General features: G+C 61.6%; 22 protein-coding genes. 4 read left to right on the top strand and 18 right to left on the bottom strand.

The window, feature by feature from the left end; translation table 11 throughout:
• Window positions 1-75: 75 nt before the first annotated feature.
• From AT302_RS05315 to AT302_RS05290, 6 genes are all read right to left on the bottom strand, one after another.
• The gene (locus AT302_RS05315; protein WP_058377543.1) at window positions 76-822 is read right to left on the bottom strand and encodes a hypothetical protein; all 747 of its coding nucleotides are present in this window, start codon (window positions 820-822) and stop codon (window positions 76-78) included.
• A gap of 10 nt (window positions 823-832) precedes the next feature.
• Entirely contained in the window at window positions 833-2,704 is a 1,872-nt protein-coding gene (locus AT302_RS05310) for a putative porin (protein ID WP_237172067.1), read from the bottom strand.
• Window positions 2,701-3,426: an energy transducer TonB family protein gene (locus tag AT302_RS05305; protein ID WP_237172066.1), complete on the bottom strand. Its 726-nt coding sequence runs from the start codon at window positions 3,424-3,426 to the stop codon at window positions 2,701-2,703. The genes AT302_RS05310 and AT302_RS05305 overlap by 4 nt, the downstream gene beginning before the upstream one ends.
• Before the next feature lie 10 nt (window positions 3,427-3,436).
• A complete protein-coding gene (locus AT302_RS05300; protein ID WP_010808895.1) occupies window positions 3,437-3,847 on the bottom strand; it encodes an ExbD/TolR family protein in 411 nt (136 codons plus the stop codon).
• Window positions 3,848-3,859: 12 nt separating this feature from the next.
• Complete coding sequence (locus AT302_RS05295; RefSeq protein WP_058377542.1) at window positions 3,860-5,632, bottom strand: DUF2341 domain-containing protein; 1,773 nt, start codon at window positions 5,630-5,632, stop codon at window positions 3,860-3,862.
• Between the two features lie 161 nt (window positions 5,633-5,793).
• On the bottom strand, window positions 5,794-7,479 hold the full coding sequence (locus AT302_RS05290) for a ShlB/FhaC/HecB family hemolysin secretion/activation protein (protein ID WP_058377541.1): 1,686 nt from the start codon (window positions 7,477-7,479) through the stop codon (window positions 5,794-5,796).
• 286 nt (window positions 7,480-7,765) lie between these two features.
• Between AT302_RS05290 and AT302_RS05285 the strand changes: the two genes are divergently transcribed.
• From AT302_RS05285 to AT302_RS05275, 3 genes are all read left to right on the top strand, one after another.
• Window positions 7,766-8,224, top strand: a complete 459-nt coding sequence (locus AT302_RS05285; RefSeq protein WP_157125689.1) for a hypothetical protein — start codon at window positions 7,766-7,768, stop codon at window positions 8,222-8,224.
• Window positions 8,225-8,512: 288 nt separating this feature from the next.
• On the top strand, window positions 8,513-9,349 hold the full coding sequence (locus AT302_RS05280) for an acid phosphatase (protein WP_058377539.1): 837 nt from the start codon (window positions 8,513-8,515) through the stop codon (window positions 9,347-9,349).
• A 21-nt stretch (window positions 9,350-9,370) separates the two neighbouring features.
• A complete protein-coding gene (locus AT302_RS05275) occupies window positions 9,371-10,177 on the top strand; it encodes a hypothetical protein (RefSeq protein WP_157125688.1) in 807 nt (268 codons plus the stop codon).
• A 49-nt stretch (window positions 10,178-10,226) separates the two neighbouring features.
• Here the strand turns inward: AT302_RS05275 and istB are convergent, their stop codons facing one another.
• The 8 genes from istB to AT302_RS05235 all read right to left on the bottom strand — a co-directional run bounded on the left by istB (window position 10,227) and on the right by AT302_RS05235 (window position 16,984).
• Complete coding sequence (gene istB / locus AT302_RS05270; RefSeq protein ID WP_058376310.1) at window positions 10,227-11,024, bottom strand: IS21-like element helper ATPase IstB; 798 nt, start codon at window positions 11,022-11,024, stop codon at window positions 10,227-10,229.
• The gene (gene istA / locus AT302_RS05265) at window positions 11,017-12,522 is read right to left on the bottom strand and encodes an IS21 family transposase (protein ID WP_058379935.1); all 1,506 of its coding nucleotides are present in this window, start codon (window positions 12,520-12,522) and stop codon (window positions 11,017-11,019) included. The genes istB and istA overlap by 8 nt, the downstream gene beginning before the upstream one ends.
• Before the next feature lie 156 nt (window positions 12,523-12,678).
• Window positions 12,679-13,014, bottom strand: a complete 336-nt coding sequence (locus AT302_RS05260; RefSeq protein ID WP_058377537.1) for an IPT/TIG domain-containing protein — start codon at window positions 13,012-13,014, stop codon at window positions 12,679-12,681.
• A 99-nt stretch (window positions 13,015-13,113) separates the two neighbouring features.
• Window positions 13,114-13,962 (bottom strand): alpha/beta fold hydrolase, encoded by an 849-nt coding sequence (locus AT302_RS05255; protein ID WP_058377536.1) that lies wholly within the window; start codon window positions 13,960-13,962, stop codon window positions 13,114-13,116.
• A 54-nt stretch (window positions 13,963-14,016) separates the two neighbouring features.
• Window positions 14,017-14,868 (bottom strand): DODA-type extradiol aromatic ring-opening family dioxygenase, encoded by an 852-nt coding sequence (locus AT302_RS05250; protein WP_157125687.1) that lies wholly within the window; start codon window positions 14,866-14,868, stop codon window positions 14,017-14,019.
• The gene (locus AT302_RS05245; RefSeq protein WP_157125686.1) at window positions 14,819-15,118 is read right to left on the bottom strand and encodes a hypothetical protein; all 300 of its coding nucleotides are present in this window, start codon (window positions 15,116-15,118) and stop codon (window positions 14,819-14,821) included. The genes AT302_RS05250 and AT302_RS05245 overlap by 50 nt, the downstream gene beginning before the upstream one ends.
• Window positions 15,119-15,127: 9 nt before the next feature.
• Window positions 15,128-15,952, bottom strand: coding sequence for an aspartate dehydrogenase (locus AT302_RS05240; RefSeq protein ID WP_058377533.1), 825 nt, complete (start codon window positions 15,950-15,952; stop codon window positions 15,128-15,130).
• A 96-nt stretch (window positions 15,953-16,048) separates the two neighbouring features.
• Window positions 16,049-16,984: a DODA-type extradiol aromatic ring-opening family dioxygenase gene (locus AT302_RS05235; protein WP_058377532.1), complete on the bottom strand. Its 936-nt coding sequence runs from the start codon at window positions 16,982-16,984 to the stop codon at window positions 16,049-16,051.
• A gap of 319 nt (window positions 16,985-17,303) precedes the next feature.
• On the opposite strand from AT302_RS05235, the gene AT302_RS05230 reads away from it, so the two are divergent.
• Complete coding sequence (locus tag AT302_RS05230; protein ID WP_058377531.1) at window positions 17,304-18,320, top strand: LysR substrate-binding domain-containing protein; 1,017 nt, start codon at window positions 17,304-17,306, stop codon at window positions 18,318-18,320.
• On the opposite strand, the gene AT302_RS05225 is transcribed toward AT302_RS05230, so the two are convergent.
• From AT302_RS05225 to AT302_RS05210, 4 genes are all read right to left on the bottom strand, one after another.
• Window positions 18,284-19,561 carry a Rieske 2Fe-2S domain-containing protein gene (locus AT302_RS05225; protein WP_064675039.1) on the bottom strand — a complete coding sequence of 426 codons (1,278 nt, stop codon included), beginning with the start codon at window positions 19,559-19,561 and terminating at the stop codon, window positions 18,284-18,286. The genes AT302_RS05230 and AT302_RS05225 overlap by 37 nt on opposite strands.
• A 66-nt stretch (window positions 19,562-19,627) precedes the next feature.
• Entirely contained in the window at window positions 19,628-19,945 is a 318-nt protein-coding gene (locus AT302_RS05220; RefSeq protein WP_064675038.1) for a non-heme iron oxygenase ferredoxin subunit, read from the bottom strand.
• Window positions 19,946-19,963: 18 nt separating this feature from the next.
• Window positions 19,964-20,905, bottom strand: a complete 942-nt coding sequence (locus AT302_RS05215) for a 2-hydroxyacid dehydrogenase (protein ID WP_058377529.1) — start codon at window positions 20,903-20,905, stop codon at window positions 19,964-19,966.
• An 8-nt stretch (window positions 20,906-20,913) separates the two neighbouring features.
• A complete protein-coding gene (locus AT302_RS05210; RefSeq protein ID WP_064675037.1) occupies window positions 20,914-22,185 on the bottom strand; it encodes an NAD(P)/FAD-dependent oxidoreductase in 1,272 nt (423 codons plus the stop codon).
• Window positions 22,186-22,206 lie beyond the last annotated feature (21 nt).

Raw genomic sequence — 22,206 nt, 5'->3', positions numbered from 1 at the left:
GCCAGTGGTCCTCAAACTATCGTTATGCGAATTCAGGACGAGGAGCGCCATCCACGCCCCTCGTCACGCGCGGTATTACTGCGATGCAGCCGGTGCCGACGCCGTGGCGGCTGCGGTCTCGGCAGGCTTGGCGGCAATGGCGGCGGCGGCTTGCTGCTCGTCGAACTTGCCCTCGTAGAGCTTGTCGCCGTACTCCTGCGCGATACGCTCGTACTTCACTCGGGCCTGCCCGGCGAACGGCTGGCGCGCCGCGACCACGGTCGCCACATCCATCGTCTCGTAGGCCGTCAGAATTTCCTGGCCGACGGCATACAGACGATCGTTCTTCTCCTTGCACATCGTGAGCGCGACACGTTGTGCAGCCGACTCGTCGGCGAGATGCTTGCGCTGCGCGTCGGCCTGGCGTGCGAGCTTGAGCAGCTCGTCGTAGGCGTTGCGATACTGGGCAATCTGCGTGTTGGCCTTATCGGCCACCGACTTCACTTCCGATTGCGAAGCGCGGGCGTCCTGCGCGAGGCGCTCGCGCGCCTGACGCTCTGCGGCCAGTTGCTGCTGCGCCTCGTCAAGCGCCTTCTTCAACGCTTCGGGCGACTCTTTTCCGGCGGCACCGGCCGTGGCGCCGCCGGCCTTGAGCGCGGCGAGTTCGTTCTTCGCCTGCTGGAGCTGCTCGGTCGTGCTGCGCAGTTGCGTGCGCAGACGCTCTTCCATCGTCGGTGCGCCCTGCGGCGTCTGCGCCGAGGCGGCAGCGCACGCAGCAAGCAGCACCGCGGCGGCCACACCTGAGGCCAGACGCGACATCGCGCGCGGGGGCTGTTGACTCATGACGACCTCCTTAGAATCGCGCGTTGACTTCGATTTGCAGCGTGTCGATCGACAACGGCGCGCCATAGACTTCCTTCGTCGAGAGCCAGCGGCCGGTGAGCCATGCATTCTTGTCGAAGGCATACGAAGCGCCGAGGTAGTAGCCCTTCGCGTTCGTGCCGCCGCCGTGGAACGTCGAATCGTTGTAGGCATCGGGCACGGCATCCGGCTCGATACGCTTGTAGCCGAACAACACGTTCCAATCGCCGCGCGACGCCATGACCGGCTTGCCGAAGGTCGCCTGCACCATGTAGGCGTTCGGGCCGCTCTTGAAGTTGGCACGCGTTGTTTCGCCCGAACCGAAGTTGTTCACGATGCCACCGTTCGAACGCGCCCACATCTCGCCCTCGTTGTAGGCCAGGTTGCGGATGTAGTTCACGTCGAAGCGCAGCGGGTAGCGGCCGGCGAGCATCGTGTCCCAACGAGCCGAGAGATCGAGCAACTGGAACTTCGAGGCGTAACCGACATACTGCGGCTGAGGCGTACCTGCCGGATCGAGCGGGTTGAGTGCGATGTTACGCAGCAGCATGAGCGTGTTGCCCTTCTGCATGAACGCCGGACGCGACCAATCCGAATCGCAGCTCGTCTGCCCTGCGTAAAGCGCGCAAGGCGACGACAGTTGACCCGTGATGTTGCGGAAGTCGAAGTAGCCGACCGTGCCGCGGAAGCTGTTCTTCGAGTCGAGCTTCCAGTTCGCACCGAACTGCGTGCCGAGCATCCACTTGGTCTGGCTCGACATCTTGTTCGGGTTGTTCGACGGCGAGTTGTCGCCCGAGTACTCGAGCGGGATAAAGCCGAGCGAGCCGAACAGTTCGACGTTCGGGTTCTGCGGCAGCACCTTGTTGAACTGCGCGGCAATGCCGTCGATGTTCAGGTCGCTCGAGAACAGCATGTCGGTGGTGACATACGGCGGCGCGAAACGCCCGCCCGTGACCTTCATCCACGTGAACGGCTGATACGACATCCACATCTGGTCGAGCCAGACGCTCTTCTTGTTCAGACCACCGCCAAGCGTGGAGTTGGTCGAGACCGGGCTGTCGTCGTTGCTGCTCGCCAGCCGCACACCGGCTTTCACCTGCTCCGAGACGTCGGCGAAGATGCCAAAGCGTGCACGGGCGCGGAACTGGTTGGTACGGTTCTGCGTGGTGTTGAGCAGCGGCGGGAGCGCCAGGCTGGAGTTCGAGTTGACGTCGAAGCCATTGCCCTTGTTGATCTGCGCCCAGTCGATCTGCGTGTTCGTGTTGCTGCTCGAGTAGAAGCGCGATTCGTTACGCAGGCGGAAGTCGCCTTCGATATGAATGCGCTTGGTCCACTCGGGGGTTTCGTTCGGTGCGGCCCAGCCTTCCGTCTTGGCCTGTGCCATCACTTCGTTCTTCACCTCGTCGCGAATCTGATCGCGCGTGGTCTGCGAGATGTACGGAATGCGCACGTCGCCCGGTTCGCCGCCCGGGACGGCGGCCACGGCCACCGGTGCGGCGGCCGCCTTTTGCGCCGCAGCGGACGCCGCGTAGGCTTCCGTTTCGGCTTGTGCCAGCAAGGCTTCGCCCGTGGTCTTGTCGATCGCGCCGCTCTTGATGAGGCCACGGATCAACTTGACCATCGCCGTCTCTTTCGGGGCCGGCTGCGCCTGTGCCTGAGCCAGACCTGCGGTCCCCATCAGCGCGAGCGCCAGCGCCACGGCGCCTGCGGTCCCCGCAGCGCGTGGCGCACGTCGGAGTGCGAGCGCGCCGGTCATACGTTCCAGTGCTTTCATTTTGTGTGTGACTTTTGCGTAAAAAGGAAGTCCTTCATCCACCACCTGCGCCACCACCTGAGGCGTGACGAGCGTCGAATTGCGCTTCATGGCCGGCGTCCCCGGATACTCATCGACAGCGGATAGCGCAGCGACGCCGGCGGCTTCTCTTCTGCGCGGAAGTCGCGCAGCATCGCGAGAACCGCGTCGTCGATGGCAGCGTTACCGGTGCCCCGCACCAGTTGGGCGCGCGTGGCGCGTCCGTCGGCGTCTAGCCAGAGATCGATACGTACATCGTCGAAGGCCAGCGTGCGAGTGCGCGCATCGCGCCCGAACGCCTGTTGCAGAGAGCTGGCAAGCCACGCGCTGTAGGAACGGCTACCCAGCCCGCCGCCACCGCCCGTCATGCCGCCGCCATTGCCGGCGCCGATACCGAATGCGTCGGTACCTGCCTGTGCGTCGCCATTGATCGTCACGGCGTCACCGAGATCCTTGGTCGGACTCGGCGGCGTGTCGTCCTTCGGCGGCTCGACAGGGTCGGCCGGCTTCGGCTCGACGACTTCGGGCTTGATCTTCTCCGGCTGCGGCTCAGGCGGTTTCTCCTGAGGCGGCGGTGGTGGCGGAGGCGGCGGCAGCATGAGCATCGGCGGGGTGTTCACCTCGCGGCGCATGCTGGCCTTGTCCGTGAGCAAGTGCCAGAAAAGGGCGATCAGACCGAGCACGACCAGGCCGCCGACGATCAGTGGGCCGCGCCGGCGCAGCAGCGCCAGCGCCGGACTGGGCGGTTTGGCGGTGGGCCGCACGGGGCTGGACGCGAAATCGCGAGGTTTCACGCTGCGCTCCTTACTGCGGCTTGCCGGTCACGAGGCCGACCTGGTTGAGATCGATCCGGCGCAGCAGGTCGAGCACTTCGACGACCTTGGCGTACTGGACCTGCGCGTCGCCGCGCACGATCACCGGGAAGTCGGGTGTGACTGCCTTTTCCGTGCGCAAGCGATCCTCAAGCTCGGTGAGCGTCACCGGATAGGCATCGAGAAAGACCTGACCGGCGTTGTCGACCGTGATCGCCTTGGTCTTCGGCTTCTCGAGGGCCACCGATGAGCTGGCCTTCGGGAGATCGACCTTGATGCCGGGAATGCTGGCGTTGCTCGTGAGAATGAAGATCACCAGCACCACCAGCAGCACGTCGACAAACGGCGTGATGTTGATGCCGCCCGAGCGCTTCTTCGCGGCGAATCGCGTTGCGTTAGCCATGATTCGTCCTCGTCAGGCGCGTTGCAGCACGGGCTGACGGCGGCCTTCGCCCTGCTCTTCTGCGAGGCGCGTCGTGAATTCGTCGACGAACACGGCCATGTCGGCCGAGAGCGCATCCGAGCGCGACACCAGCCAGTTGTAGCCAAACAGTGCAGGAATGGCCACGCCGAGACCGGCGGCCGTACACAGCAGTGCCGCGGCCATGCCCGGGGCCACCGAGTTGATGTCCACCGCGCCCGCCATGGCGGCCACGACGAACACCAGCATGATCCCGATCACGGTGCCGAACAGACCGACATACGGCGCGCCTTCGATCGACGTCGAGAGCCAGTTCATGCGTTTGCTCATGTCTTCGACTTCGCGCACCATCGCACCGTCCATCGACGCGCGAATGGCGCTGATGGTCGCGTCCGATACGGCGCTCGTGTCGTAGCCGAGTTCGTGGCGGCGATGCAGCTCACCCAGCGCGACCTCGTACAGACGCCACAGCGGCGATTGCCCGCGCACGTCGTCCGGCACGCGATTCGTACGCGCGATCTGGTCGAGCGGTGCGCCCGAGGCTTCGCGAAAATGCGTCATGAAGGCGCTGTTGGCACGCGCCTTGGCGGCGTAGCTGCGACCCTTCGTAATCATGATGAGCCACGACACCAGCGCCATCAGACCCAGCACACAGACCACCACCCAAGCGTCAACCGGCATGGCCGAGAGGATGAAGGCGAAGTGGCTCTTGCCGGCTTGTTGCTCGTCCGGGCCGAAGGCAATCAGGCGCGATTCGGAACCTTGCGAGACGGCGTCGGTTTGCAGCAGTGCGGCGCTACGTGCGACCTTCGAGAGATGCACTTCGTCCACAGCCCCCGAGAAGTGAGCGAGGCCACCGGTGGCGCCATCGACATCACCGCCGATGATCGTCGGCGAGTTCAGTGCGGGCAGTGCAACCGCGAGCGTCGTGGCGGCGTGGCCACCGACGTAAAGCGTGACCGACTTGCCATCTGCCGTGACGGCCAGATGCGACCACTGACCGGCCTGAATCGGTTGACCCGGCTGGCTACGCTGCGCACCCACCTGCACAAACGGCACACCCTGATCAATACCGACCACGAGATCGTTGCCACCATCACGGCGCACGTAAATCGCTTCGTTCGCCCCCAGCTTCTCCGGGCGCACCCAGGCCGAGAACGTGAACGGGCTGCCTGCGGCGAGTGCGAGCGACGGCGAAGCCGGCAGCACGATCGGCGAAGCCCCCGCCTGCGCCCCCTTGCCAATGATCGCGCCGTCCATCGTGACGACCGGGTTCTGGCTGTTGTTGCCGTAGGCGGTCGTGTCACGTGCGGGCACGTTCGACTCACCGAAGTGGTACACGGCGGTGTAGTCCGGATCGAACACGCGCTGACCGTTGCCGGCCGCAGGGGCCTTGCGGTTGCCGTAGTACATCCAGACCTGCTGCTTGGCGCCGGCGCTCACCGCGGGCACATCGACCCACACGAGCGCAATGCCCAGCACCGGATCGAACTGCTCGATCTGGTGATTCAGCACGGTCTTGTCGTCGGCTGCCACAAAGCGCAGGTCGGCACCGGTTTCGTTCACGCCTTCAAAGCTGAAGTTGCCGGTATGCAGGCGCAACAGCATCGGCACTCGGCCGGCGTCGCCCGTGATGTTGCCGCCTTGCGGGCCGGCGTCGATGGTAATCGGCTTGCGGTACGCCCAATCCGGTTGCCACCAGGCGTGCGCGAGCACCGGCATCAGCGTGCCGATCAGCGCAAGCAGGAATGGAAGAATGCGTCGCATGGCTGTATTTCTCCGTTTATGCCGCCTGACGCGTTGAATTGGCGCACCAGGCATCAGGTCGTGAATGTTGTGTCGTGAAATTCGGATGTGTCGTTTTCGTGCGGCTCGCGAGTGTCTCGATCCGCCCGGTTTCATGTGTTCTCTGTGTTGGCTGGGTTCGCTCAATAGGTCGCCGTCACGCTGAAGTTCACGCGCGGCTTGTAGCGTTCCGTGCGCGGTCCGTTGGTCAGCGGATAGGCCGCATCGACGCGTCCCGTCACGTGCGATGTCAGGCGCAGCGACGTGCCCAGACCGACCGACGCCAGCGAGTAACGCGACGTCTGCTCAGCCAAGGCATCACGCAATCCCAGCCGTGCGCCGTCGAAGAACGCATAAGCGCGCCAGTTCGAGACGACCGGGGCGAGCAGCGGAATCGGCGGCGTGCGCCATTCGATCGAGCCGACCACGCCGTAGTCGCCCGTCGCTTCTGCCGAGAGGTAGCCGCGCACCGAGTTCATGCCCCCGCCCGCGAGCTGTTCGTTCGAAATGAGCGGCGAATCGGTCATTTGCGTGGCGACGCGCGCGGCGAGCTGCCAGCCGCCACCGAACGTATAAGTGCCATTGGCATCGGCGCGCAGCACCATGAAGCTCGGCGACGCCTTGTAGCGCTTCGCATCGAACTGGGCAGGGCTGCTGCCGTAGCCGAGGAAGCTCGACATGCCGGAGACGATCGACGTGTTCAGGCCGGCGCTCAGGTCTTCGTCTTGATAGAAGCCGCTGTAGCCCAGCGTGATCGGCGCGTACTTGAGCGGCACCACGTCGCCGGCCGTACCGAAGCGCGTGGTTTCCGTGTTGTCCTTGAAGTCCACGCCCAGACTGAAGGCGTGATACCAGGCGCCGGTATCCGGCACCGTGTACGTCGTCTTCACACCGATCGCGTGCCCCTTGCCGAGCACGGTCGTGCCACCGGTGGTGGCGACATTGCTGTCCGACTGATAGCCGTTGAGTTCGAGCGACCAAGGCGACGAGCCGATCGGCGCCACATACGAGCCCGACCAGACCTTGCTCTGGCTGAAGTCCTGAGGCGAGCCGAAGAAACTCATCGACACCCGGTGGCCGAGTTGCCACAGGTTGTCGTAGCCCACCGAGGCAAGCATGCGCAGCGGCTTCGTATCGGCGCTGCGGTCGTTGTTCAGGCTCAGGCTTGCGCGCCACGGGTTGGTGTCTTCGACCTTGAGATCGACGTCCATCGTGCCGGGCACCGCGCCTTGCTTAACCAGCGGCACCACCTGTTGCTCGCCGGTGCGGTTCAGCGCCGTGAGTTCCGCCTGCGCGGCATTGAAGTCAGGCACCTTGCCTTCGGCCAGCGAAGGCACGCGCTCGCGCACCTCGCGCGGCGAGTGGTATTCCGAGCCGACCACGCGCAGGCGGCCCAGCTTGGTCTCGCTCACCTTCAGATAGACGATGCCGCCGGTGACCTGCTGCTCCGGCAAATCGACATACACCGACTGATAGCCCTTGGCCTGATAGGCGGCGAGCAACGCGTCGCGTGCGGCTTCGATGTCGGCGAGCGTGCGGTTAGGCCCGAGATAGGGCGTGACGGCCTTTTCGATCGTGCGTACGTCGAGCACGGTATTGCCGCGCACGACGTACTCATTGATATTGACGGGCTTTTGCGCGTCGGCGGCGTTTTCCTTTGCCTGCGCCGATCCCGTTGCGCCGGCCTGCGGATTTACCGCAGGCGAGTTGTCCGACTGCGCTGCTTTGGCTTCCTGAGCAATCGCAACGCCATGAACGGTTCCCCCCAACGTGACAGCGCATACCGCCGCCCAGCGCAGCCACGGCCGGTTCGTTTTCATCAAACGCATATAGAAGACTCTGCTTTGTTAGGTCGACGCGGCCCTGCCCGATGCAGTGCCCCCGGTGGCCTGACGCTTACCAGCGCATACCGCCAAACTTCGCTGGTAGTGCCCTGCCGCACGCAATCCGTGTCGACATTCCTCACGAATACAGGTACCTAGACGTCCGGGAGCGCGGCCGACTAACGTTTGTCACGAGAAATTCATCTTTCTCGAAAAACGCGCAGGCTGACGTATGCTTGTTCGGTCGGAGTCCTGATGGACCACCTAACATTTTTGATGGGGGAGACATGCCATGAAGGCAGAGAACACACGGGGTAATCAGTGGTTTCGCACGCACGCTCAGTGGCGGGGAGCCGCGATGGCGGGCGTTGTGGCGTTGATGCTCGGTATGGCTGCCCACGCGGGCGCCGCCGACGGCGCGTCGGGTGCCAGCGGCGTATCGGCGGCCCCGTCGGCGGCCCCGTCGGCACCCCCATCACGGGCAGGTTGCGTGGACGTGGAAGTGAACGGGCAGCGCTCGCCGTCGTACGACTGCCTGACGCATCAGTTGCAGCCGGCGTCGAGTCCGCTCGCGGGTGGCCGCGCCCCCGGCCTCGAGTCGGAAGACATTGCCAACAAGCCAAGCAATCAGATCGGCGGCCAGTTCAACTGGAGCGGCACGTCTCAGCGGATGGGAAATGCATTCGGGAATTCGGCGACGCCGCAGCGTCCCAGCCCGCCACCGCCCGCGCCGATCATTCCGGGACGGTGATACCCAACCGGGGATCGATTGACCGAGTGAAACGATCCCCGGTTCTGTCTCTTTATCGTTGTTGATTTGTCTCTTCCCACCGCTGGCCCCGTTCTTTCCGAAGTCCCCCAAGGTAAATTCGCGGGCAGGATCGCACGAGAAACCTTGTCACAAACGAACGCGGCTCACTGGATAGACCCGCAATCACCCGCTAGCAGGCGCACGCGTAACACCGGCGTAGGCATCAAGGTCGCAGTCCTGTAATTCATGAACTACCTATGACCTTCATTTCGACGGGACCCCTCGCCCATGCGCTCGCACGTTCATCAGAAAATCTCGGTTCTCGCGGTTGTTGTTGTCGGCATGTACAGCTCGATATCGATCGCGAAAGACAACACACCGGGCCCGCGCCCCGAAGTCACTGACCCGCACTTTAAGTTGGCGCCCGGCTACCTTCAGCCGAAAGACTTGCCCGATAGCCTGAAGCTGCTCGGACCGCCCCCGGCGGCTGGTAGCGCAGCGCTCGCCCGTGACGAAGAAGCACGCGAGGCGACGATTCCACTACGTGGCAAGCCGCGATCTGAGCTGGCACGTCTTGACGCTGATCTGCAATTTCCGCAGCCCGCGAAAAACTTCTCCTGCGCGATGAATGTCGACATCAGCGAAAAGAAGACCCCGCATCTGTACCACCTGATGCAGCGGGTGCTGACCGACGCGGGGATGTCGACCTATGGCGTCAAGAACACTTACAACCGCACGCGCCCGTTTGTGGTTCACAACGAAGGCACCTGCTTCCCTGAGCAGGAACCGCTGCTGCGCAATGACGGTTCATACCCGTCGGGGCATACGGCCGCTGGCTGGGCGTGGGCACTAGTCCTGACCGAAATCAACCCCGGGCGCGCCGACGCGCTGCTCCGGCGTGGTCTGGAATTCGGTCAAAGCCGGGTGATTTGCAACGCCCATTGGCAAAGCGATGTGGATGCGGGTCGCACCATGGGCGCGGCCACCGTCGCCAAGCTTCACTCGAACGCGGCGTTTCTTGCCGATCTCAAGGCGGCGCGTAAAGAAGTGCTGGCTCAGCAGTCGAAGGGCTCGTCGTCGCCGTTGAATTGCGCTGCGGAAGAAGCGGCCTTGTCGGGTCAATAAGCCGTTTATCGGACTTATTGATTGACAGACAAGATCTCTTATCGGGGCACCATGAAATTATTTGTCGCAACAACGACGCTGCTGAGCGTGCTACTGGGGATGCACGGCTCGGCCGCCGCAGCGGATGCGGCGGGCGCAACGGATTCACTTCCTGTTCCGCCAATGCTATTGAAAAACGACTCGCCGAACGCCGAGCACTGGACGTTCAGTGTCAGCCCGTACATCTGGGCGGCCGGCATCCATGGCAACGTCGGGCAGTTCGGTATGGCGGCGACGCATATCAGTTCTGATTTCGGCACCATTCTCAAGAACGTGGACCTGTCGTTCATGGCGGGCGGCGAAGCGCGCTATGGCCGCTACGGTTTGTTGGCTGATGTGATGTACGGGCGAGTTTCCACCGGCGGGAAATTCGATGTGACGTCGAAGACATTCACGAGCTTCTTGGGGGGAAGCTACAACGTTCTCGACACAGGCAGGAGTCGTTTGGATTTGGTCGCGGGCGCTCGTGTCTGGTATGCGAGCACCGAAATCGATATCACCGGTGGATTACTCAACGGTAAGCGCCGAAGCGATAGCGCAACTTGGGTGGACGCCGTTGCGGGGGTGCGGGGGCACTACTTCTTAACCGACAACTGGTTTTTGACCGGCTGGGGTGTTGTCGGCACGGGTCAGGCAGATCTTGATTGGGATGTGACGGCGGCACTCGGCTATCAGTTCAAAGAAAGCTGGTCCGTCATGCTGGGATACCGGGCGCTCGGCGTGAAGTACAACAAGAGCGGCTTCGTCTACAACGTTGTTCAGCAGGTGTTGATTTTCACCAAATCTTGACCCGGGATTTTCATCGAAATTTAACCCACCCCCAATCAGCCTAGTACATCTACTTCTGTGTGGATAAGTCGTCATTTTCCGTGCCCTTGGGGGCCTTTTTCCGCGATACCCGAGACTTGGCCGAACTGGTCTTGAAACGCCAGGAATCGTTGCCCGTTTCTACGATGTGGCAGTGATGCGTCACCCGGTCGAGCAGCGCAGTTGTCATCTTTGCGTCCCCGAATACGCTGGCCCATTCGCTAAAGCTCAGATTCGTCGTTATCGCCACGCTGGTGTGCTCGTACAGCTTCGAGAGCAGATGAAATAGCAGTGCACCGCCCGTCTGGCTGAATGGCAGGTAGCCCAGCTCATCGAGGATCACCATATCCACGTACATCAGCTTGTGCGCTATTTGGCCTTGCTTGCCGATAGCCTTCTCTTGCTCCAGCGCGTTCGTCAGTTCCACTGTCGAAAAGTACCTAACTCGCTTGCCTTGGCGCTGCACCGCTTGGATGCCTATCGCAGTCGCCAAATGCGTCTTGCCGGTACCGGGCCCGCCGATAAACACCACGTTGTGTGCGCTGGAGAGAAACGCCAGGTCATGTAGTTCTCGCACCAGCATTTCATCTACGTGCGCTTGGTCGAAATCGAATCCGGTGAGATCGCGATGTGCCGGGAAACGAGCCGCAGTCATTTGATAGGCAATAGATCGGACTTGGCGCTCTGCCGTCTCAGCCATCAGCAGTTGCTTCATGAAACGCTCCGGATCAAACTCCGTGTGCCTGGATTGTGCGAGCAGCTCCGGCCAACTGCTTGCCATGCCGTGCAACTTCAAACCCTTGAGCTGAGCTGTAATGTCATTAGACATGGCGATTCTCCGGGGCATTGGGCCTTAGGCTCTCATAGCGATCGACATCCGCTGAGGGCTCTTCGGTCAGGTGCAGTTTGGTTGGTGCGGGCAGTAACGGCCCGACTGGCGTTTTGAGCCGGCCCAGCACATTGATGACATGCTCGGCACTCGGCCGACCTGACTCCAATGACATTTTTACGGCAGTCAGCACAGCGTCTAAACCGTGGTCACGTACTGCCGCTAGTACTTGCGTCATAACCCGGTCGCCACCGGGATGCTTGAGCAAGTAATGCTGTAAGCGCTGCAGCGGCACCGGCATCGTCGCAAACGGTGCTCCGTTGCGCAGTGCACCGGGTTTTCGCTCCACCAAGTCGATGTAGTGGCGCCAATCGTAAAAAGTGAGGTATCGATCAAAGCTACGCTCATGTCGGGCGACTTCTTGCCCTTCGGAAACGATGCTCAGATATGTCGGGTAGCAGCGCACGCTAACGACCTGATTGGTCAGATTCGATGGCACGCTGTAGCGATTGCGTTGGAAGTGAATCAGGCTCGTTGAGGAGACGCGTAGCGTCTGCTCAACATATCCATCAAATGGCTTAGGGTTGGGCATCAACTTCGTGCGCTCATCTTGCAACGCGTCAGCAATGGTGAGCTCAGGCCACTGCGGGTGTTTGCCTTGCCACGCGCATAGGCATTGGTCGGCAACCCACTCGTTGAGCGTCGCAAGTGTTTCCCATCGATGCTCGGCCGCTTCATGCCAAATCTGTCGTCGCCGATCTTGCACGTTCTTCTCGACGATACCTTTCTCCCAACCGGCAGCGCGATTGCAGAATTCGGGCTCAAAGAGGTAGTGGCCACACATCGCCTCGAAGCGGGCGTTGATCGCTCGCTCTTTGCCTCGGCCGACCTTGTCGACCGCAGTCTTCATGTTGTCGTAAATCCCTCGCCGAGGCACGCCACCAAATGCTGCAAAAGCTCGAGCATGTGCGTCGAATAGCATCTCATGGCTCTGCGTGGGATAGGCAACCAACCAGAATGCGCGACTGGCGTTGAGTTTGACGTGGGCGACCTCGAGCCGCCGGCGCAAGCCTCCCACGAAGGCATACTCGCAGCTCCAATCAAACTGGAACGCCTCACCCGGATCGAAAGCCAACGGCACGTAAGCTTTGGTGCGTGGTGCCTGGGATTGCGTCTCGTGCCAGTGCCGCACGAAGGCGCTCACTCGTGCGTAGCTGCCGGCGTAGCCCTGTGCATGGATTGCCTCAAACATGAAGCGAGCGGTACGGCGATCACGCTTTGGCCGATGGCTGTCGGTGCGTAACCAGCAGCTCAATTGCTCCGCCCACTCATCGATGACGCTGGGGCTGATTCGCTTGGGGTAATGGGGTTCGACCGCATCGGTCTGGCGCAGCCAGCTGCGAATCGTGTTTCGGGACAGGCCCGTGCGTCGCGCAATCTCTCGCAGCGGTACCTTCTCGCGGAAATACATCCGCCTGATCTTGGCTAGCATGCCCACCGTGATCACCTTGGTATCTCCTGCTCAAAGGTTGAGCAGGACATTGAATCACGTGGGTCAATTTTCGATGAAAACTACACCCCTCAAAGGGTCAGTTCTTGGTGCACATCAACAAACGGGGGATCTGGCTGGCGACGCGGGGCGAGTAGCGTATCGCTACAACATGGTTTGTCCACCGGAGGATATCTGAATGGAATTGGCCGGTCCGAGCAAAGCGGCTAAAGGGCTGGCGGTCGCCGCCACCGTGGCGTCCGCTCCGCCTATGACGACATTGACTTCGAACCGACCGCCTGTGGCGGGCAGCGACGGAATCGTCGTGTCGATCCGCTTATCGCTGACGATGGTAAAGCTGCGCGCAAAGATCTTTGACGATGAGGACGACACCAGAAAATAGACCGCCGTCGCTGTGTTGAATCCGTCGCCAGAAATGGTGAGCTTAACGCCGTCGCTACTCGTTACCTGAGTGGGGCTGACACTTTGAATACTTGCCATGATTGACTCCTAGGGAGACGCGCCCACAACAGGGGGTAATTGAAACTTAGGCGATTCGCAGCGTTTGGGCACCTGTTAAGGGTGACAGGTCGGAGTGATTCAGCACGCGACGAAGGCGTCGTCCATCAAGAACCGCAGCGTGATCGCCGCAAACTCTTGCGGCGCTTCGATCATCACCCAATGGCCGACGTGAGGCACGATGAATCCCCACGAGTTATCCAATAACTCGAGATAACCGTAGGTTCTTGCCAGCACCGCGACTTTGTCTTCCTTTCCGCCAACGACAAGCGTCGGCGTCTTGACAGCCGCAATCTGCTCGCGCTCGTAAGTCAGTTTGGATCGGGTGATTTGCTGAATCGCCCGCCGCGCATCTTCGTTCTGCATGATCTCGTGGCGATATTGCACGAGCACGGGGTCGACCACGTGGCGAGAGCCCACCATGGCGCGCATGATCCGCTGCATCGCTTCAAGCGTGTAGTCGTAGCCTTGCAGGTTCTTGATGTACGACGGATCGGGATTCGCGATATTCAGCCCAGCGCTCCCCATCAGTACGAGCCTTTCGACGCGCTCCGGATGTTCCATCGCCAAACCGAGCCCCGTCGCCCCGCCCATCGAGTTGCCAATGACCCGAACACGATCAAGGCCAAGCGCATCGATGAATCCGAGCAGATGGCGATTACGGTTCTGTTGTGTGTATTCATACACTTCGGGTGACGGTTTTGCCGTACGGCCGAAGCCCGGCATGTCGTACGCAATCACACGAAAGTGCTTGGCGTAAGCGTCCAGACAGCCGCGCCAGTTGCCCCAGCTGTCGGCACCGGCGCCGCCGCCATGAATCAGAATCAGCGGGTCGCCTTGCCCGACATCGAGGTAATGCGTTTCGATGCCGTTCACATCGACCGTATGACTTACCGCCTGAACGTCCGCAGGCAGAGAGGGATAGCTCATGATCAAACCTTCTTTAAATTGTTAGGGAAACATCGCGTCGTTGGTGGTTGATCGTCACGCCCCATCCAGATGCATGAGCACGCCGCCCATGCCGGTCCACCACGCCGTCATTTCCTCGTAATAGACGCATTCGCCCACGCTATCTCCAGTGGTGCCGGCCATGAATGCCCACGTGGCCATCTCAAGTCCGCCGTTCCCGCCATCCTTCATGATTGCGTCGAAGGACAGTTCCGCCAGTTCAGCACCACGGCCTGAAACGACCCGCTCGATTAACGCGCGGTCCCACTCCGCATTCACGCGTCCTGAATCGGGTAAGCAGATCCAGTGCGAGAGCCCGCCCGTCGCTAGAATTGCGACACGCTCGTTCGCGGGACGCGCAGTCTCCACATACTCCCGCACCGCTTTCCCTAAAGCGAAACTGCGGGCACACGTCGGCGCCGGTGTCATCACGGTATTGATGTAGATCGGCACCACCGGCACGTTCGAGCCGCGATTGATGATCGCGTTCGGCATCGCCAGCCCGTGATCCGGCTTCACGTTCTCGACCGCAGCGAGATCGAAGTGCTTGGTGGCCGCAAACGCGACGAGTTCGGTGGCAAATTCCCGGTGCCCCGGGAACGGCTGCCGTGGCACGCCAAGATCGCCGTAGGGACACCAATCGTCAGAGATGCCGACCGCGAGCGGAATCTGGAAATCCAGCGAGAAATTGACCAGATGGTCGCTGGTGGCAATCAGGATCACATCGGGTCTGGACGCCTGAATCGCCTGTCCAATCCGGTCGATGCCGTCGAAGATGCGCTGCGCTTGCGCCTCCACCCCGTCCGCCACGCCAAACGTGTGAGAGGTGGCCGCCGCACTAACAATCTTTCCCATCGCCAAGACCTTGTTTTTGAAGAAACGGCGCAATCGACGCCGGGGCCAGTTTCAACAGCCCACGGGCGCCGAGATACTTGAACTGCAAGTTCGGATGCACATAGAGATCACGTAGCGCTCTCGCCGGATCGATCTGCAACTGCTTGCGTTGATCTGCGGGAATGCCAAATGCCTCGTGCACCTCGTCGGGCGCTTCTCGCAGCCGGGCGACCAACTCGGGACGGTGCACGAGCGCACTAATCAGCCGGTGCAGTTCCACAGGGGGGCGACGTCGTACGCTCATGGCCACGCCTTACGTTCCCACGCGCATCGGCGACGTCATCTTGCGCAGGAGCGCGAGCACGCTTTGCGCTGTAATGCGCCCGGTGCGGGGGTTCTCGGTCGGAATGTTTTCGATCGACATGGACAGCAGCGCGGCATCCGACTCCACCGTGATGGTGTGCATGTTTCGCGAAATGTCCGGATCGGCCCAGATTTCGAGCTTCGTCTGGTCGGGCCCGATCCCCGCCAGCGACAGCGCAACCACGACATTCAAATTCGCCGGGAAGCCCTTCGCCGCTTCGCGCGCCGTGCCGGCAAATATCCGGGTCTTCTCGGTGATCCCGTCGATGACGATGCCTTGCTCCGCAAGGTAGGGGGCACCCAGCAGACCCTTGACGGGCTTGCGCGTCACCATGCTCACCGACATGATTCGGCCTTCTGCCGCTGCGGTCACTGCGTCCAGCCCCAGCAATGCCCCGGTCGGAATCACGATTTGCCCGCCGTGCTCGCGCGCAATGTCGATCAGTTCATCGTTATTGAGCAGTGCGCCGCAACTGAGTACGACAACCTGCTTTCCCAGCTTGAGCGCGGGCGCGGCGATCTCCGGCAACAGATGCGCCGGTGCGCACTCGATCACGACGTCGCACATTTGCGCCATCTCGCCAAAGCTGGCGACGACGGGACGGCTCCTCAGCGTGCTGACCCACTCAGCGGCAGCTTTAACATCTCGCGCCGCGACAGCGACAAGCTCAATCCCCGGAATTCCTTCATCGAGCGCTTTCGCGATCGATTTGCCAACCGTCCCCAGTACCGCCACGCCCACTCGTTTCGTTTGACCGCTCGTATGCGCTTGCATATCTACTTTTCCTAATCCTCGAATTCACCGGCGTTATCACGGGCAGCGGCCATGGCTTCTTTTCATTGCCCCGCCGCCCGAACCAGAAGCTTTGCGTTACGACCAAGTCGCAAATGCCATTGCGCAGCCGGTGCCGGCGGGGCTGCGATAGCACGGGATGTAGTCGACCAGATCCATCTTCATGCCGTCGACCGCACCGGCCAGCGCAGACCAGCAACGGAACTCGGAATTCCCCGATTGCAGCTTTTCCAGCGGCAGTTGCGCATGAACGTCAGGGCCACCGGCGGCGAGCCGCTCAAGGAACTGCCGGTCGAACGCTTCATCGACCACAAAGTGGCTGAGCCCGCCCGTCGACATGACCACGACGCGAAGGTCTTCGCTCCACGACTCGATCTGGCGGCGGATCGACTGTCCGATGCGATAGGCCCGCAGCGGCGAGACGTTGTTGGGCGGGTAGTAGGTGTTGATGCTGACCGGAATCGACGGGTAGATCTTGTCGGTCATCAGCTTGTAATAGACGTAGCCGAAGGAATGGCTCATCGCCTGCTGATCTTTGAAGTACTTGGACTGCGCGACATCGAAGCCGTCGTCCATCATTCCGCGAATCAGGCGCTCGGCGTATTGCGACGCGACGGGATAGTCCTTGGGTTCCTGCGGATACCAGAGCTGTTGATCGAGATCGGGGTCGTACTTCCACTTCATGATCCCCGCCGGGCGATAGGGAATGGTCTCGCCCCAATACACCGATAGCGCCGGCATGTTGTCGTCGTGGAACACTTCCTTATGGTCGTCGCCAATGATGACCACGATGTCCGGGTTCACCTCATTGAGTGTCTCGGCAAGACGCGCCACTGCCGCCTGATTCTGCTGGTGACGCTGCTCGAGCTTGGCGGGCGTGATCTCGTCCAGGATTGCCGGGTCGGCCTTTTCAAGCAACTCGCCATAGCTCACCCGGGCGCCGGAGTGATCGTGCAGCACAAAGAAGTTCTGATCGTCAGTCGCGGCGCGGGCCAACCATGCGGATGGCTTCATCAAAAGGGTCGGACTATGGGAGGAACCGATGCCCATCACAATTTTTGCCATAGCGTTTTCTCTAGTATCGAATCCATTGAGTACTGTATACAGTGGAATCCGTAAGTGCCTGATAAATAAAGACTCAATATCACGGAAATATCAAATTATTGAAATTTCCGACCTTCGAGCCCTGTCAGTTACGAGTCTGGATAGTAGGAGTTCACCGCTGCCGTCAACAAACGATTTTTTCTGCGTCGGTCGTGTGCATTTCGGAATGCGTCATCGATAAGCGCCGACGCTGGAGCCCCCCACAAGTCCATCGAACTTGGTACGTCATATGAGCTATCGCCTTCCCCCCTTGTTGGCCCTGCGCGCCTTTGAAGCGTCGACACGACACCTGTCCTTCACCAAAGCCGGAGAAGAGCTGCATCTGACGCAGGGGGCTATCTCCCGGCAGATTCGGCTTCTCGAGAGTTTTCTCGGGCAAAAGCTGTTTGTCCGGTTGACGCGAAAGATCGAGATGACACCCGCCGGAGTGGAGTACTTTCGATCGATTCGACAGGCGCTCGACATCATCTCGATGGCGACTCACCGCGCCGTGCGAGACCCCCATCGCGTCGTCACGCTCGATGTGCTGCCGACGCTCGCCACGTGCTGGCTGATGCCGAGACTCGCGCAATTCACTGAAGCGCACCGGGATATCGAAGTCCGACTGATCTCGTCGATTGACCCCGTGAATCTGCACAGCGAGAAGGTGGATGTGGCCATCCGCGTTGGCAAGGTTCCGGGGCAGCGCTACGACCGGCGTGCGCCTCGCATCGATCTGGATATGACGGAGAACTGGAAGGACGTCTATGTCGAGCCGCTTTTCCCGGACGTTTTGGTGCCCGTCGTTTCCGCAGATCTCATGGACGCGGTAGGTCCCATCAACGAACCTGCCGACCTGCTTCAGTACCGTCTGATCAATACGGCGAGCCGCCGGCACGCGTGGCCGGACTGGCTGGCCTTGCACGGACTGCGTGTCCCTGATGACGCCAACCCGCTCGATTTCGGGCACTTCATCATCACGCTACAGGCGGTTAAGGACGGCAAGGGCGTGGCACTGGTGCCGAAGGCCGTGCTCGAGAACTACGAGGGACGCGACGAGTTGGTGGTGCCGCCGCTGGGCGAGGTGTCCAGCGCGGGGGCGTATCACTTGTTGATGCGCGAAGGCGCGCAGGAAGATGGCGCCGTGCGAGTACTGCGCGACTGGCTCGCACAGGAAGCCAGTCGCTTGCGTTACCAAATGAACGAGGTGGGAGAGGTGGACGAGAGGGATCAGGACACGGTCGTGGCGGCCGAGGTGCCCGCCTGAAAATCGATGCCGTGTTCGAGAATGGCGGCCGTGGATCGAACGCGGTACCACTCGGGGTGGTGTGCTACGTCGAGCACGCCGCCGGCTTCCCACTGCGTCGCCAACTTCAGCAATGCCTTGCGGAATCCGACGATAGCCGCGTCGCCTGAGCCCAGATTCTCGCGCGAGCGATCAACGATAGGCCCCATGCTTTCCTGCACCGCGGTGTCCTGCATACCGATGCCCTCGATGCCCGTCGAGCTGTGCAGACGTTGACGCAGCCGGTCGATGCCGTAGTCGGTTTCCGCCGTCACCAAGGGGCGATACGTGCCGTCGTTCATCACATCCGAATGCACGGCGCCGTGGTCCAGTTCCTCCTGACTCAGCGGGCGGTCGCTATTCCACGTCATGGTGAACACCCAGCAATTCTCGTCGTCGATGGGCGTCCACGCGTGCCCCATATACGCGCGCCCTTCCTTAATCGGCGCGATCATCGTGTAGAACGGCGCGAGGAATTGCGTTACACGCCAGTAGTACGACGTATCGCTCGCGTTGCGCCGTGCGCCGATGGCCATGCCGTAGTCGGTCGGGCGGACAAAGAACTTCGGCGCGGTGTCCGATGCCAGATAAGGAATCGCCAAGTTGGGCGACACCTGCCGCTGGCGAAATGGCCGTTCGGGATGTTCCGCGTCGAGGTGGCTGTGGAGAATGCCGACGTGGCTGGAGTCGATGCCCCCTTCCACGCCTTGCGCATAATTCGTGCGCTGCAAGCGCTTGGTGATGAACCGGAAATCGGGCGGCACCAGTCCCCATTCAAGTTCAGGTGGCCGTTCGGGCATATGTGCGGGGTCTCCCATATACGCCCAGATGACGCCGCCCCACTCGATGACCGGATAGCTCTTGATTCGCGTATCGGCCTTCATGCGCGTGTTCTCTGGCTCCGCCGGCATATCGACGATCTGACCGGACACATCGAACTTCCAGCCGTGATACACGCAGCGCAGACCACACTCCTCGTTACGCCCGAAGAAGAGGTCCACGCGACGGTGCGGGCAATAGCGATCGAGCAGGCCGATTTTTCCGTTGGTATCGCGAAACGCGACGAGGTCTTCCCCCAGCAGACGAACACGAATGGGCGGACAGTCCGGCCCGGGCAGCTCTTCCGGCATCAGGAACGGCATCCACATGCTTCGGAATGTCTTGCCCATCGGCGTGTCGGGGCCTACTCGACACAGTCGCTCGTTGTCTTCCTTACTGAACATAAGTTTTCCCTCAGAAATTGAACCGATGCTTGCCGCCTGACGCGCAGCAAGGGGCAATGGGCAAGGTCAGTCGATGAGCCCGAACAACGCGTCGCCTTCTTCAATGACGCGGTAGGTTTTGAGCGGCACAGTGCACGGCTTTTCGAGCGCATCTCCCGTGCAGATATCGAATGCCCCGCCATGGAGCGGGCAAAAAATGGTGGTGCCTTGTAGATCGCCACCCGACAACGCGACCATGCCGTGCGTGCAGAGATCCTCCGTCGCGTAGAACTTCCCTTCGACGTGATACACCGCGAGCCCGTCCTCGACCTCTTTCGGGCAGACCTGAATCACGCTCTCGCTCGGCACATCCGCCTTGCGACACAAGAAAACCTTCTTTTCCATAAGACTTGTCTTTTCCGTTCAATAGCCGCGAAATACATCCACCCGACCGGTGGGCGTGCGGCCGTGTTCGATCTCGCCAATCTTGCGCACGAGCTGTTCGACGCTTTCCCCCAGCCGCGTTTGTGCCGAGATATGTGGCGTGATGCAGATGCGAGGTTCCGTCCAAAACGGATGGTCGGCCGAGAGCGGTTCGCGCATGAATACGTCGAGCGTTGCGCCGGAGAGTTGTCCCTGTTCGATGGCCTGCAACAGATCCTTCTCGACCAGATGCTCGCCACGCGCCAGATTCACGACATGCGCGCCCTGAGCCAGCCGCAGGAATGTCTGTGCGTTCAGCACCCCACGGGTCTCCGGCGTATTGGGCAGGAGATTGATCAGGACATGCGCGCCGTCCACGAACGACGCCCATTCACTCTCGCCGCTGAAGCACTGCACCCCGTCCACTCGTTTCGGCGACCGGCTGTAGCCTCGGACATCGAAGCCAAACGACGCCAGCCGGCTGGCGACGGCGGCACCGAGGCTGCCCAAACCGAGCACGCCGACGATGAACTCGCCCGCCGCAGGTACGGCGAGCGGCTGCCAGACACCGTCGCGCTGCTGCTGTTCATACGCATCGAAGCGTCGGAAGCTTCGCAGCGTCGCGTACGTGGCGTACTCGACCATCTGCGATGCCATGCCGGCGTCTTCAATCCGGTAGATGGGTACGTCGCCGGTCACCACCGTCGGGTGTTGCGCGATGGCGTTGAAAATCCAGTCGACACCCGCCCCGACGTTGAAGATGGCTTTCAGTTCAGGGCGACGGCGCAGGACTTCAGGATCGGACTTCCAGACCAGCGCGTAATCGGCAGGAGCTACATCGGCGACGCGCCACTCACGAACGTCGGCCCCCGGCATGGCGCTTCGCAGCGCATCGATCCATGGCCCTGTGTCCTTGCCCGTCATTGCAAACAGGATTCGCATGCGGCCTCCTATGCGGACTCAGACGCGGACTCGGCGTCGGAGGGCCGCGCTTCCCGCCACTTTGCCAAGTCGACGCTGGCATCCCGGAGCACGGAAACGGGGACCTTGGCAGCCGACCTCACGAGCGCTTTGCCCGCCCGCATTTCGCGAGGCACGCCCACGGCGCTGACGCCGACGACCACGCCCGCCTGCAAGTGGAAGACGACGAACGCCCCGATGTCGGTACTGCCGCGCACGACGTTCTGCTCGCCGATGGGAACCCCGAAGGACTGGAGGCTAAAGTCGTACTGATCTGACCAGTAGCCGCTGATTTCCTCGTAGTCAGGCCCACTGCATACGATGGCTCGCCCGACATGCTCCCCGTGGGCGACGGCGTGATGCCAGTTCTCCTGACGCTCCGCCCGCCCTACCCGCGCGTTGAAGTGAAATGCCACTTCCCCGGCGGCGTAGATGTGCGCGTCGGACGTTCGCCCCTGCCCGTCGACGCAGATCCCCGACGCGCACGTCTCGAGGCCAGCGGCTTCTGCAAGGGCGACGTTCGGCACCACGCCGATGCCGACCACCACCGCATCCGCGTCGAGCGATTCGCCGTCGGAGAGTGCGAGTTGATAGCCGGACGAGCGTTCGGAAACCTCGCGGATCGATACGCCTGTGCGAATGCGCACGCCTCGTTGCTCGTGCTGCTTCACGACGAACTCGCAAACCTCGGCGCAAGTCGCGCGCGCCATCGGACGGTCCCCGGCTTCGAGTACCGTCACGTCGATTCCCATGCCATTGGCCACGGAAGCCACTTCAAGGCCGATGACGCCTGCGCCCACCACCACGAGACTGCGGATGTTCGGCAGCGCTTCTCGCAGCGCGATGGCGTCGGAAATACGGCGCAGGTAAAACACGTTCTGCATGCCCGGATGAAGCAGCGCAAGCGTGCGCAGTGACGACCCGGTCGCCAGCACCAGCGTCCCGTATCCAAGCGACGTGCCGTCGGAGAACTCGACCTGACGCGCCTCCCGGTCGATACGCTGCGCCGCATTACCTAATCGCAAATCGATGTTGTGCGCGTCGTAGAACGCGTTGTCCCGCAGCGAAATGTGGGCCGCCTCTTCTGCCTCCTGAAGCACTTTCTTGGAAAGCGGAGGACGGTCGTAGGGGGCTTCGCGCTCGTCTCCGCAAATGATGATTCGGCCGTCAAAGCCCGCCTTTCGCGCGCTTTCGGCGGCATAGACGGCTGCGATGCCCGCGCCGATGATCACCATCGGCTCATTCTCATGTGTGTTTTTCATTGCTCACCTCACGCCACCGAG

This window comes from Pandoraea norimbergensis, from assembly GCF_001465545.3.
GTDB classification, from domain to species: domain Bacteria; phylum Pseudomonadota; class Gammaproteobacteria; order Burkholderiales; family Burkholderiaceae; genus Pandoraea; species Pandoraea norimbergensis.
Note: the sequence above shows the minus strand (reverse complement) of the source record. Positions and strands in the feature narration are given on the sequence as shown.